This window comes from Acinetobacter sp. YH01011 (assembly GCF_013420785.1).
GTDB classification, from domain to species: domain Bacteria; phylum Pseudomonadota; class Gammaproteobacteria; order Pseudomonadales; family Moraxellaceae; genus Acinetobacter; species Acinetobacter towneri.
In genome coordinates this window covers 18,232-31,047 of sequence record NZ_VOYG01000006.1, presented here as the reverse complement: position 1 = coordinate 31,047, position 12,816 = coordinate 18,232, and the positions used below count along the sequence as shown (strand labels likewise).

The following is a 12,816-nucleotide window of genomic DNA, read 5'->3' as shown; positions in this document are numbered from 1 at the left end:
GATTTATGAGCTTTATTTCCCTTGAAGAAGCTGAGCAAATTTTAGGGGCAGACTTTGCGCCAGCTGGTGATAAAGCTCGCCTCATTCTTTTGGCCAATACATGGATGAAAAATGAAGTCGGCTATGTACCAGAAGTGGTTGCAGATGAATTAAAAACTGCATCGTGTGAAATCATTAAAGGCATTTTGGCCAAAGTTATCTACGCAGGTGTTGCACGTCAGACTACAAGCGAAAGTGTAAAGGCTGACACGGTACAGGTAAGTGAAACCTTTTCAGAGCATAGTCGGGAGTTATCCGAGTTTGAGCAGATCGCCAAGGCTCTGATTGATTCCGTGGGCTTAAAACCTGCAGGTTTTGCATTTCAGGTGTATCGCAGATGATTAGTAACAGTTATGTGCCTGAATGGCATATATCACCCTTTGAACACTCAAAATACACTTTAGTCCGCAACCAAGATCAATTCGATTTGCTATTTGATGATGTGAACGACACACAAGAGTTCATGCATTTAGGTGCGGGTGCTCAGGTCGATTATTACGATGGTGGCAAGCATTGCATTGTTCAGTTGGGTGATTGCAGCGAAAGAACACTGATTGAAGTGCATGGGCTTTTATTACATGAAGCTGTTCATATCTGGCAGCGGATCAAAAAGCTGATGGGTGAGAAAAAGCCTAGCACTGAATTTGAAGCCTATTCAATACAGCGCATTGCTCAGGATCTTTTTGCAATGTTTGAGGCGAGTGAAACAGATGATTAAGAATAAAATTCAATCCAAGGTTGCCAAAGCTTTTGATAAAAAACTTGCTGATGCTGTTGATACTTTCACTTGTCAAAAGCCAATTTATTCAGGCGTATTTGATTTTGAAACACAAACCTATCCAATTGTAGGCAGTGAATCTTATTCAGGGCGTGGCGTCCTGTTTGGCTCATATTTAAAAGACCTAGTAAAGCCTGCGGATTATCAAGCCGAAGATGCAAAGGCAATTGTTCTGCAAAATGAAGTAACCGCTGTGCCTCAGATTGATGATGTTTGGGCAACCAGTAAAGGAGATTTCAAAGTCGTGAATATTGGTGCAGACCCAACATCAAGCATCTGGACTTGCCAGCTTAGAAAGGTGTAGTAATATCCCTCTAAATTTAGGGGGATTTATGATAGGTATCTGCAAGTTGTGTGACCAAGAGAGAGAGTTGCAAAAATCTCACTCAATTGGAAGAAGTGTATTTAGTAGGGTTTTGAGGCCAGCAAAAAACAATTTAGTTTTGAACATATCTCCAAGGTTGGAAAAGATTGAATATACAAGTGATCAATGGGATACATATCAATTATGTGGAGGTTGTGAGAAGCAGTTTAATAATAACTATGAAAATTACTCCCTTAATGCTCTAAGAGGTAAATATCCAACAATCCCCAAGATCATTCTTACTAATGGGGTGTTTTTTTCAAATATAGATCAATTAAAAGTTAAGCATTATTTTTTATCAATAATGTGGCGAGCTGCTGAATCAAATCATCCCGCCTATTCGGGCATAGAGATTTGCCCAGAGGTTAGTGAATATTTTAAAAACCTGTTTCTTAACGACCAGGAAATCAGTCCTAAAATATACAATGTCCGCATAAGAGCAGTGAGGGATAATGCGGGAATAATAGATATGCAAGGGCTGCAGAAGATCATTATTGCCCCATATATGTACAAAACTCATAATAATATTGTTTATGAAATGCTTTTTGAGGGGTGGTTGGTTGAGATTTATTTTAAAAAACCAAATTACGCACTGATAAAGAAAAAAGGGTTTTTAAGCAATAAGACATTCGGACTAATAATTCCTTATGTAGATTTTTTAGAAATACCATCTTTGATGCAGTCTTTTGTGCGCGGTAAGTACTTAATGGATACTGGTAAATTTAAACTAAGGTAGAGCTGATGGGATGGAAAAACAAACCAACTAATTTTGCGCTTGAGGTAGAGATGGCTGGTGACGAGCATTTGCGAAAAGTGAGTGCAGATATGCTTCAAGGTGTGATTATGGCCAGCCCTGTCATGGATGGTGCATTCCGATCCAACCATAGAGTCACAGTCAATAAAACCACAAATGAAACGGTACCAGGCAATGGGAATAAATCACCAAAAGGTACGCTAGATCAAGAAGTGTTTGCGGAAGGAGCGGGGCAAATTTTACAAGCCAAGCTTGGAGATAGTGTCTATATACAAAACAATCTTCCATACGCCCTAAGGCTTGAGAATGGACATTCACAACAGCAAGCACCACTTGGAATTTACTCACTCACATTCCTTTCAGTTGCGAGCAAATACAAATGATGACACTCACCCAAGCTGAAACTGAAATTTATAAAAAAATAGGTCAATTCACTGGTGTAGAGAAAGCCAATCTCCGCATTGAAAGCCAGCCACTGGACAAGGGGCAACACTTCAAAGCGCCAACAAATAAAGCGTGGTGTAAAGTTTTTATACAGTACGCAGACAGTCAGGTGGCATCAATTGGCAATAGTCCATGTATCCGAGATTACGGCATTATTTCAATCCAGTGCTTCACGCCAAAGAACAGCGGAACACTTGCTATGACCGCACTGTGTGACGCATGGCGCTCATTTCTGCAATCCTTTAGCGCATCTCATCTTGAAGTCTACAAAGTCCACGCACCACAAAGCATGGATGACCAAGATTTTTACGCAAAAATAATTAGAGCTGAGTTCCGAGTGAACTAACTTAAACACTTAATCAAACCGTCCTTTATGGGCGGTTTTTTTTGCCTGTTTTCAGGCAAACCACTGGCTAGGCTGATCCCCGAAAAGCGCACTTTTCATGTTCGGTGTGCCTGCCAGTTTTTTCTTCAAATATCTAATTTTAAAGATAAATCCAAACTTGGATTAACCGTTTTGCCATACAGGTGTGTCTCGTTACCGCATGTCTGTGTGGCTTTTTTATTTGGTAACGAGGTAAACGATATGAATGCAATTGTGAAAATTGAAAATCAAACTCCATTTATCGAAGTCGAATTAAATGGAAAAGTTCAGCTCGGTGTGAATGCGCGTGACCTGCACAAAATGCTAGAGAGCAAGCAGGACTTTTCAACATGGATTAAGCGCAGAATCTCCCAGTGCGGATTTGAAGAGGGTTTTGATTACGTTCGCCTCCACCAAAAAATGGAAGCCAATAACGCCACCCTAATTGAATACATTATCTCGGTGGATATGACGAAGCACCTTGGAATGATGGAGCGCAATAAAAAAGGTCACGAAATCCGTAAATACTATATCGAGCAAGAAGAATTAGCTCGTCAGCTTAAAGATGGGCTGCAGGTACGCATTGGTAAACTTTCAGCGCAAATTGAACTGATTACACAATGCTTGTCTGAAGCGGGGCGGTTTTTATCAGTAGAAGGCAAGCAGACCAAGCCAGCCATGCTTAAAGAATTGGATGAGCTGGTTAGAGAAGCCCAGCCAAGCTTAGATTTTAAAGAAGATGAAAACGAATAACCCCGCTAAATGCGGGGTTAATTATTTCCAAACCAATGCCACCGAAAGGTGGTTTTTTATTGCCTAGAATAGGAGAAAGCTGTGTCTAAAGGCAGTGCTATTAAATTATATGCCGCACCTGAAACGGTGGTCGGCACAGTGCCAACAAGCGGATGGTTTACCGTTCGTCGTGTCACTGATGGCTTGACTGAAAATGTCACCACATCCACATCAAGCAGTGTTTTAGATTCTCGATTTCGTCAAGGCTCAACCGTAGATGAATCGGAAATTACAGGCTCGCTTGAGGTTGAGCTTTCAATTGGTACGTTTGATCAATTTATTTCAGCCGTAGCAATGAATGATTGGGTGGAGGATTCAGTCGACCCAACAAAACACACATTACAGTTTGGTGGTGAAACCAAAAAAACCTTCACCTTTGTAAAACACTTCTCAGACATTGGCACATACCACGTATATACAGGGGTGCGCATTGCTGAGTTGAGTTTTAGTCTCGCAACAACGGGGAAAATTACAGCAACCTTTGGCTTAGTTGGTACAGGCTTTGAATCAGTCACAGTTAATCCAGCAACAAGCATTGCACCTGCGGATGATGCGGTCCTAGTGTCTGCATTAAACGTCAACAAAATGTCGGTAGATGGCGCAACAACAGTGGGGACTGCATGTGTTCAATCGCTTGAACTTGCGATTAACAATAACATGAACCCATATCGCTGCTTAGGCTCAGGTAAAACCTCAGCGCAAGGATACAATGAGGGTATGGTGGATATTACGCTGAACACTCAGTTTATGTTTACAAGCCAATCTAAAGCCTATATTCCACTTGTAAAAACACGTGCAACAATTCCGCTTGAGTTTGCTATTGAGGATGCGGCGGGCAATAAGTATGACTTCAATTTCCCTCAACTTGAAGTTGCAGAAGCGAATCACCCTGATGGTGGTGGCGAAGATGACATCACGCTTGATGTGAACTTTGCTCACATTAAGGTATCACCAACTATCACACGTACACTTGTTTAAATCTAGCCGCCTTCGGGCGGTATTTATTTTGGAAGATCAAAACATGGCTTTAAAAGTAGCAATTCAACAAAGCAAAGAAGTTACGCTTTGGAAGGAATACAAGGATGGCGAAGGGAGTGTTTTAGCTGAATTTAAGATTCGCGGTTCTGATTACAAAGCATATCGTGTAGCGATTGAGCGTGCGCAAAACCAATTATCAGCAAAAGGCTTTGATGTGGCGACTGCGGGCAGTGAAGATAAGCTTTATCACGAGCTTTTACTTGAAGCTGCCGCATGTCATTTACTAGCAGATTGGAAAGGCGTTATCTTTGTTGAAAATGGCAAAGAGTTTGAACCGGAATGTTCACCTGAGAATGCAACCAAGCTTTTCAATATGGGTGATATTGGTGTGGCAATTTGGGCATTCGTAAAAGCACAAGCCGATCAAATCCAATCTGAAGCAAACAGCTATCGAGATGAAGCCTTGGGAAAGTCCGAGAACTCTACACCTACCTTAGCCGATACGCTGGACTCAGCACACACCAAAAAAAGCAAAGGCAGGCGCTCGGCTTAGAGGTACCACATCCACCAGAGTACTCATATACAGCCAATGCCTTAATTGAAGCCTACAACACTATTGCCCGGTCACGTCGATATGAGCAAGGCACACCATTAGCTTTAAGCATTGCTGATTTGAATGCCTATTGTGAGCAGTATGAGTTGCCAGTGGAGCGTTATATTTTTAATGCGGTCATCTTTGATCTGGATAACCAGTTTATTGATGAGGCTTATAGGAAGATGAAAAAGAAATCGACTTAGGTTGGTTTCTTGCTTCTGACCATATACCACAAATTTACAATACAAAAGAATATGTAATTGATATAATAAATTGAATAGCAAATTCTAATGATGAGTTGTCCAGAGTGATAAACGGTATCTAAATTATGAAAGCACAGCCTTTAACTACAGAATTACTTGATGAGCTTACCGGCTTTGATCAAAGTATTCTTTTATCGGAATTTAAACAGCGCAGATATCTGTTTGAATGCGATAAAGCAATTCGCGTAGATCCAGCGGAGGGTTATATGTGCAAAGCTGTCGTGTACGCCCTTTCGAATGATTTTGATAAAATGTATGAGAACTTCCAAATCGCTCTTCGACTAGCCCCGGGAGATGAGTTAATTCGAAACAACTTCATTGCTTCAATGGGTAATTTTGGGCGTTTTGAAGAAATGAAAAAGATGCTCAACAACAAGGTAGATGTTGCAAGCCCAATTCAAATACATGCTTTTCTTCGTGCCCTTCTTTCAACACTTGAGCTTGAGTTGCTAAAAGAAGTAGATATTAATTATGCTTCTAAGATTGAACAAATTATTCAAGATTTAAATTTAGAACTTGAAGACGTAAAGATTTATATATCTCTTTTCAATAACCTTATGTATCAAAAGAAAGTTAGATTTGGCATCGTTCCATCAATTAGCTGGATAATAGAAGATGGCGATTTATTCGTTTATTACGATTTTGTTGGAACGGCAGCTGAATCCATGGAAATTATGGATGAGTTTGACAAGCTCGCTAATGACCTGGGTTTAAGACATATAGCTCGTAAAGTTACCATTGTTTTAATGCCGCTTACTGTTTGTTAAGGGTATATGTAGTGAAGTTCAAACCATTTGACAGGCTGTTAAGCGCTAAAGATATTCTTGGTAAGTGCGAACAAAATGAAGCAACCTATAGAAGTGTAATGCATCAATCTTATTATGCATCTTTTAATCAACTAACCAATGAAGTTGAGAATAGATTATTTTATTCAGTTGATGCCCAAACCAAAAATGTAAGCGTACACAAGGCTTATCTGGATGCCTGTATAAATAAGCAAGATGCTCTAACATCAGACCATATTGATTTTGAGAACCTAGAGACCATAATTAATGATTTTAAGCGTTTAAGAGGCCTTAGAAGAGTATCAGATTACGAACTCAATAAAGCTGTTCGTAAAGGTGAAGCGGAATTATCTATTCAGCTTTCAAATAGAATATTTGATTCAATTGAAAAATTGACTTAGTAAACCAAACCACCTTCGGGATGGTTTTTTCATGCCAAAAGAAAAGCACCTTAGGGTGCTTTTTTTATATTCTTAGCTTCTTCAAGCATAAAGAGTGCGGTCTTCTGAATCTCAGGCCACTCTACGTTTTTTTTACTTAAAACTTTAGCAATAGCAAGTGCTGCGTGATTTAGAGCGGCTTCATATCCTTGGTCAAAACTATTTTGATCTTGCTCGAAGCTTTCTTCAAGCCGAGACACAAGTTCAGATGTAATTGAACGGTTATTGGCGAAAGCTGCCTTTTCTATATCTTCTTTTAGCTTCGAGGGTATTCTGAAGTTTACTTGTGAATATTCTTGAGCCATAGCAGTTCAGTGAGGTGTGAAAATTATTTTAATGATATATAGCAAAACGCTTTACTTCAATAAAGTGTTTTGCTATAAATTAAAACGCTATAAAGCAAAACACTTTAAAAGGAGTAATAATGACGAGACATGACAAGCAGCTAAATGTCCGAATGGCTCATGAAAATATAGATGGGCTGAAAAAGGCAGCAGCAGAAAACCGCCGTTCTTTGACAGCACAGTTGAATACTATTGTTGAAGAATGGCTTAAACAAAACCAAAAGAGTGCGAAAGCATGAAACTTATAGGCAATAAAAAACCCCTAGCAATCTTGGCGGACGAAGGGGCTTTGAATGTCGACAAACTACAGGAATATCAACAATGAATAGTTTAACTCAAATGACAGTACCTTTCCATAATACTGAATTGTATTTAGTGGAACACAATGGGCAACCTTATGTCCCTATGCGGCCAGTCGTTGAAGGTATGGGATTAACTTGGGCATCACAAACAGTTAAGTTCAATAGTAACAAAGCTCGTTGGGGTGTTTCGATTATCGAAACGCCTACTTTAAGTGGTATTCAAGAAATGCTCTGCATTCCACTTCGTAAGCTATTCGGCTGGTTTACATCAATCAGCCCCAACAAGGTAAAACCTGAACTTCGTGAAACGGTCATTACGTACCAAAATGAATGTGATGATGTTTTGTGGGACTACTGGACCAAAGGGCAGGCAATTAACCAACGCAAGGCTATCTCACCAGAACAGCAAGCATTACTTCATGAGATTGTGGCGCGTCGCTCTCAAGGTGAACGTAGAATCTTTGCTGAAATGTGGGCGCGTCATAACCGACACTTCAAAATACCGCGTTATGCAGAGTTACTGGCAATCCACTTTCCAGAGGCGGTGCATTATCTGGAAACAATGGATCTAAAAGCAAAAGTGGAAAAGCAGGAAGTTAAAGCTTTACCTTACCCTCAAGAAGTTATTCAGGTCGCCCAGCAGATCAGTAACGAGTTCAATAACTCTAAGTATGATTCTTGGCATGTGAGTGCCAGAGGTGGTGTATTAACTGCGAGGCCTTTACCACACGGCTTTTACCCAACAATGGATATTGCCGAGTTTACGAAACGCTTTGATAGTGTACTAGATCTTCTTTATGGTACTGATACGCTGCGAGTTGGGCGGCATTTTCTAAAAGAGAGAAATGCTTAATTAAATCAAAACCACCCTCGGGTGGTTTCTTTTTGCCTGATTAATTAGTATCTTGTTCCCATAACAAATATTGGGGTGGGGTGTGAAAAAATTACTTGTATTGGGTGTAATTGCAGCTTTAATTGGATGTGAGAGCAAAGAAGAAAAACTGCAAAGATTAAATGAGATTGGTTATAGCTATGCACAAGAGGTTGTTAAAAATGAACTAATTGACCCAGCCTCAGCTCAATTTAAAAATCAAAAAGGCTTTTGTGGAGAAGTTAATTCTAAAAACAAAATGGGCGGATATGTTGGTTTTAGTCGATTTATAGTGCTCAGCCCAAAAAGTGTGATATTTGAAAATGAGAGAAACTTTAGTACAAAACAGTTCCCAAAAGCGTGGGATAGCATTTGCAACCAACCATTTGATTTTAAGGACAACAAAGTCATTCCGCCAAAATTTGAGTTGCCAGAACCAAGTTACGACCAACCGAAATATCATTTTAAAAACGATGGGGCAACCGCAACGCCATCGAAATTAGTTATGAAAGATGGAATTTATATCTACCCAGTTCTTCAAGTTCACTGTAAACAAGGGGAAACAAGTTTTGCTCTTTACTCTATGCACAGGGTTTCTTACGAAATGAATGGGATGATTGGGCTTGATGTGGATGATGGGGAGATGAATCTAATCCCTTTTGATGGTCGTGAAGAGTACCAAGAATTTGGAGCTAATAAGCAGCTCACAAAAGCTATTAAAACCGCAAATAAGGTCTCTTTTGCATTCAAAACAATAGATGGCGGGTTTACTGCGCAAGAATTTAGTGTGAAAGACTTAAGGCACGGAATGAGAGAGCAGGTAAATTCTTGCAACTGGGCTGACTTATAAGCCACAAATAAACACACAGAACCTCGCTAAAAGCGGGGTTTTTTAATGCCTAAAGGAGAGTAAAAATGGCTCAAGAATCTGTATTGAGAATCGTAATTGACTCAAGAAATGCTGAGAGAAATGCGCGTGCCTTGGCGAATGAACTAGACAGCATCGAAAAGAAGGGTGATTTTGCTAGTAAGTCTATGGATTCGATGTCTGTGGCAACTCGTCAACTTGCGGGATACATGGCGGGTGTTGTGACTGTTGGTGCGGCTATATCCAAAATGGATGCCTATACAGGGATGCAAAACCGCTTAAAGCTTGTCACTGAGTCGCAAGAACAGTTAAACCTAGCAATGAGTGACACCTTTAGTATTGCGCAAAAATCTTATCAGTCTTGGGATTCTGTAATTCAGGTGTATCAGCGCTTTAGTGATAATGCGAAAACACTCAGAATTGATATGGCTAAGACAGCCGAGCTTACTGAAACAGTATCAAAAGCTGTGGCGATTAGTGGCGCATCAACTCAAGCAGCAGAGGCGGCATTAACACAATTTGGTCAAGCATTGGCGTCTGGTGTGCTACGTGGTGAAGAGCTTAACTCAGTCATGGAGCAAACGCCAGCACTCGCAAAAGCCATTGCACAAGGTATGGGTATTACGGTTGGTCAACTTCGCTCTGTGGCTGCGGAGGGTAAAATTACTGGTGAAGTCCTTGTTGATGCCTTAACAAAGTCAAAGCAATCAGTAGATGAGTTATTTTCTAAAACCGATATAACCATCGGGCAATCTATTCAGCTATTAAGCAACGAAGTCACCAAGTTTACAGGGGAAGCAGGCAAGGCTTCGGGTGCTGCAACCATGTTAGCTAGTAGTATTCAAGTATTGGCTAATAATCTTGATGCTATTGCAGGTGTTGCAATGATTGGTGGCGTTGCAATGCTAACCAAGACCATTCTTACTCAAACTGTGGCTATTCGTGGATCAATTACTGAATCGCTTAAAAAGAATGCAGCAAATTTAAGTGAAATTAGCACCAATGCCGCATTAACAGCTTCAGAAGCGCGGAAAACTGGTGCTATTGCTCAATACACCACAATGCAATTAGCGGATGCTAAAGCAACAGCTGCGCGTATGACGGGTATGCAACGACTCTCATACATTCAATCAACCGTTATCCCATTAGAAGCAAAGGCAACACAAGCAACTACAGCGCACGCAGCTGCTACAGCTGCGGATACTCTTGCCCAAGAGGCAAATAATAAAGCTCGCTCACGAGCAGCAGCTTTATACAGTTTAATTGGCGGCCCAATCGGCGCAATCACAATTGGTGTGGCGGCATTAACCGCTGGTTATATGTACCTGCAAAAACGCACAGCAGAGGCTAATGCAAAACTTGAAGAACAGGGGAAAGTTGCCAATAAGACAAAAGAGGAACTTCTAGCCCTGCGCGGGGTGCAACTGGATGTTGCAAAAGATGACTTAAAAGCTTCATTTGAAGCGCAAAACGAAGCATTGCACAAAGCTAATATTGCGTTTAATGGTTTTATTGCAACTATTGCTAAAAGCAAGCAATCAAGCATAGAAGCCAAAGAAATCTATGATCAAGTGCGTCAAGGGTTGATATCCCAAGAGGAGGCTATTGAAAGACTGAACAGGTTGAACTTACTAACACCCGAGCAGAAATCTCAAGGCTTAGACTTTCTTAATATTTACGACGATGCGCGACGTAAAGCACAGGAAAATGCAGACGCGCAAAGGGTTTTAGGTGTCGAAGTAACTCTAGCTGGTAATGCTTCAAGTAATGCAGCAGGTAAGCACAATGATAATGCCAACTCATTAAATAATGTTGAGTCTGCGGCTCGCGGCGCTGCAAACGCTATGTCTGAGTACACAGCGCAAGCATTACAGTCTGGGAAGCAAGCGCAGATCACAAATACGCTACTATCGAAAGGTTATAGCTTAGGTGTAGCACGTGATCTAGCTGATGTTGCCGCAAAGAATGGAAAGGTTACGCGAGAAGAGGCAGCTGCGATTATCTACAAGAATCAGCAGCAGGAAAAACTAAATAAAAGCACTCAAAAATACACCGCTTCCACAAAAGCATCACGGAAATCTAGTGGTAGCTCATCAAGTTCGAGATCGGCTGCAGCGGCTGAACGAAAACAAGCGCGTGATGCTGAGCGCTTGGCGGAAGAAATAGGACATATTCAAGAAGATGTCGCTTATCGCTATGCTGACCATGAAAAGCAGATTGAGCTTAATCTTCAAAAAGAATTAGCGGAGATGCGCAAAGGTGGTGTGGATAAAAACTACCAAGATAGAGCAATTCATCGTGCTGATATTGAGAAGCAAGTGTATAGAGCACAGCTTGAGTATGAACTCAACGAATTCAAGTGGACTGAAAGACAGAAGCTTGAGCAAAAACACAAAATAGACCAATTGAGCTTAAATCTTAATGAGCAATTTTCCGCAAAAGAGCTGACGGACAGGTCAAAAGCTCTGTACCAACAACATCAACACGAACTTGGTCTACTGGAGTTGGCTAAAGAGCAACGTATCTTTCAAGCACAACAAGCACTTTACTCCGAGATGGAGCTGATCAAAAGACGGTATGAGTTGGAGCGCCAAGAAATCGCAAGGACGGTCAATGACCCTAACGAGCGTGCGGAGCTGCTAAACGGGTCTTTTGCCAGCCAATCGAAAGATGAGTCAGGAGTGCGTGACCGAACAATCAGCGATTACCGTGGCGTGATGGGTTTTGAAGAAAGTCCACTGGTTAAGCAATTTGAAGTTTTGGACAAAATGCGTGAGCTTGATTTAATTAGCGAGGAAAAATATCAGCAAGATAAACTGATGCTGCAAACCAAATATTCAGCGTCCTATATGCAGTCTATGCTTGGTGGTTTTATGTCGCTTGTTGATGAGAACTCTAGTGCTTATGCCGCAATGTTTGCCGCTCAGAAAGCTTTTGCAGTGGCTCAGGCATTAATGAATATTCCTGCAACATACTCAAATACAGTCAATGCTGTTTCGGCTATTCCTTTAATTGGCCCATATATCGCACCTGCTATGGGTGCAGCAGCAGCGGCTTTACAGGTTGCCCAAGCAGCAAGCATTAAATCTACCAATATGACGGGATTCAAATCTGGTGGCTACACAGGCAACTATGGTACAAACCAAGTTGCAGGTGTGGTGCATGGTCAAGAATATGTATTAAACGCTGAAGCAACCAAACGTGTCGGTGTGAATACACTTAATGCCATTAATAATGGCAGCACTATTCAGGCAGAGAAACAAGCTCAGGCGAATGCAAAGGCGAGTAGTGGCAAGCCTCAGACTATCGATAATAACCTGCGCGTGATTATGGTTAAGGATGAGAATGAGGCGAAGGATTGGCTATATGGTCCTGAAGGTGAGAAAGCCTTTCTATACCATATGAAGCGCAATCGTAGTAAGTTTTAAATTTTGGAGAATGTTTTGGGTAATATAGTTAAATTTATTAAGGCTGAATCCGATATAGAAATCGATAGTGTTGGAATAAAAGCTTGGGAAGCCATGTGTAATGTCATTGATCAAGACTTTCGTGGCACTGGGTTTGAGTCTTACGCAAATCAATTCAAAGGCGAGTTTAAGCCAATTTTTGAAGCATTATTTATTGGGCCTTTAGAATTTCCTGTAATTAGTGATAGTGATGAAAACCCATTACATAAAGAGTGGAAAGATGTCTTAAGTAAGACACTTGAGCGAATCCATGTACATACAATGAACTTGGTGAAAAGTACCTATATTCGTGAATTAGAGCGATTCTGTGAGTTGAACTTCTCATAAGACAACATAGTTAGGAATTAGGATTTGCATAAGCCCACTTC

Annotated in this window: 17 protein-coding genes; 16 read left to right on the top strand and 1 reads right to left on the bottom strand. The window is 40.9% G+C overall.

All coding sequences use genetic code 11. The features are described from left to right. The first annotated feature begins 5 nt into the window (after positions 1 to 5). The 11 genes from FTT78_RS05040 to FTT78_RS04990 all read left to right on the top strand — a co-directional run bounded on the left by FTT78_RS05040 (position 6) and on the right by FTT78_RS04990 (position 6,557). Positions 6 to 380 (top strand): hypothetical protein, encoded by a 375-nt coding sequence (locus FTT78_RS05040; protein WP_180043728.1) that lies wholly within the window; start codon positions 6 to 8, stop codon positions 378 to 380. Further along, positions 377 to 757 (top strand): hypothetical protein, encoded by a 381-nt coding sequence (locus FTT78_RS05035; protein WP_180043730.1) that lies wholly within the window; start codon positions 377 to 379, stop codon positions 755 to 757. The genes FTT78_RS05040 and FTT78_RS05035 overlap by 4 nt, the downstream gene beginning before the upstream one ends. Beyond that, positions 750 to 1,121 carry a glutamate 5-kinase gene (locus FTT78_RS05030; protein WP_218946606.1) on the top strand — a complete coding sequence of 124 codons (372 nt, stop codon included), beginning with the start codon at positions 750 to 752 and terminating at the stop codon, positions 1,119 to 1,121. Before FTT78_RS05035 ends, FTT78_RS05030 begins: the two co-directional genes overlap by 8 nt. After that, a complete protein-coding gene (locus tag FTT78_RS05025; protein ID WP_180043732.1) occupies positions 1,072 to 1,917 on the top strand; it encodes a hypothetical protein in 846 nt (281 codons plus the stop codon). The genes FTT78_RS05030 and FTT78_RS05025 overlap by 50 nt, the downstream gene beginning before the upstream one ends. A gap of 5 nt (positions 1,918 to 1,922) precedes the next feature. Next, entirely contained in the window at positions 1,923 to 2,318 is a 396-nt protein-coding gene (locus FTT78_RS05020) for a hypothetical protein (RefSeq protein ID WP_180043734.1), read from the top strand. Further along, a complete protein-coding gene (locus FTT78_RS05015) occupies positions 2,315 to 2,725 on the top strand; it encodes a hypothetical protein (RefSeq protein ID WP_180043736.1) in 411 nt (136 codons plus the stop codon). Before FTT78_RS05020 ends, FTT78_RS05015 begins: the two co-directional genes overlap by 4 nt. A 240-nt stretch (positions 2,726 to 2,965) precedes the next feature. Continuing rightward, entirely contained in the window at positions 2,966 to 3,496 is a 531-nt protein-coding gene (locus FTT78_RS05010) for an antA/AntB antirepressor family protein (RefSeq protein WP_180043738.1), read from the top strand. An 81-nt stretch (positions 3,497 to 3,577) separates the two neighbouring features. Further along, complete coding sequence (locus FTT78_RS05005) at positions 3,578 to 4,513, top strand: phage tail tube protein (protein ID WP_180043740.1); 936 nt, start codon at positions 3,578 to 3,580, stop codon at positions 4,511 to 4,513. Between the two features lie 43 nt (positions 4,514 to 4,556). Continuing rightward, entirely contained in the window at positions 4,557 to 5,066 is a 510-nt protein-coding gene (locus tag FTT78_RS05000) for a hypothetical protein (protein WP_180043742.1), read from the top strand. Positions 5,067 to 5,436: 370 nt separating this feature from the next. After that, positions 5,437 to 6,138, top strand: coding sequence for a tetratricopeptide repeat protein (locus tag FTT78_RS04995; RefSeq protein ID WP_180043744.1), 702 nt, complete (start codon positions 5,437 to 5,439; stop codon positions 6,136 to 6,138). 11 nt (positions 6,139 to 6,149) lie between these two features. Then, positions 6,150 to 6,557 carry a hypothetical protein gene (locus FTT78_RS04990; RefSeq protein WP_180043746.1) on the top strand — a complete coding sequence of 136 codons (408 nt, stop codon included), beginning with the start codon at positions 6,150 to 6,152 and terminating at the stop codon, positions 6,555 to 6,557. Positions 6,558 to 6,607: 50 nt separating this feature from the next. Here the strand turns inward: FTT78_RS04990 and FTT78_RS13450 are convergent, their stop codons facing one another. Further along, complete coding sequence (locus FTT78_RS13450; RefSeq protein ID WP_257221880.1) at positions 6,608 to 6,901, bottom strand: Arc family DNA-binding protein; 294 nt, start codon at positions 6,899 to 6,901, stop codon at positions 6,608 to 6,610. A 119-nt stretch (positions 6,902 to 7,020) separates the two neighbouring features. On the opposite strand from FTT78_RS13450, the gene FTT78_RS04980 reads away from it, so the two are divergent. The 5 genes from FTT78_RS04980 (at position 7,021) to FTT78_RS04960 (ending at position 12,775) form a co-directional block, all read left to right on the top strand. Then, positions 7,021 to 7,179: an Arc family DNA-binding protein gene (locus FTT78_RS04980; RefSeq protein WP_005103718.1), complete on the top strand. Its 159-nt coding sequence runs from the start codon at positions 7,021 to 7,023 to the stop codon at positions 7,177 to 7,179. Positions 7,180 to 7,261: 82 nt separating this feature from the next. Further along, positions 7,262 to 8,095 (top strand): phage antirepressor N-terminal domain-containing protein, encoded by an 834-nt coding sequence (locus FTT78_RS04975; protein WP_180043748.1) that lies wholly within the window; start codon positions 7,262 to 7,264, stop codon positions 8,093 to 8,095. An 82-nt stretch (positions 8,096 to 8,177) separates the two neighbouring features. Continuing rightward, positions 8,178 to 8,963 (top strand): hypothetical protein, encoded by a 786-nt coding sequence (locus FTT78_RS04970; RefSeq protein ID WP_180043750.1) that lies wholly within the window; start codon positions 8,178 to 8,180, stop codon positions 8,961 to 8,963. Between the two features lie 65 nt (positions 8,964 to 9,028). Further along, positions 9,029 to 12,409 carry a tape measure protein gene (locus FTT78_RS13445; protein WP_257221882.1) on the top strand — a complete coding sequence of 1,127 codons (3,381 nt, stop codon included), beginning with the start codon at positions 9,029 to 9,031 and terminating at the stop codon, positions 12,407 to 12,409. Between the two features lie 15 nt (positions 12,410 to 12,424). Next, positions 12,425 to 12,775: a hypothetical protein gene (locus FTT78_RS04960; RefSeq protein WP_180043752.1), complete on the top strand. Its 351-nt coding sequence runs from the start codon at positions 12,425 to 12,427 to the stop codon at positions 12,773 to 12,775. The last annotated feature ends 41 nt before the right edge of the window (positions 12,776 to 12,816 follow it).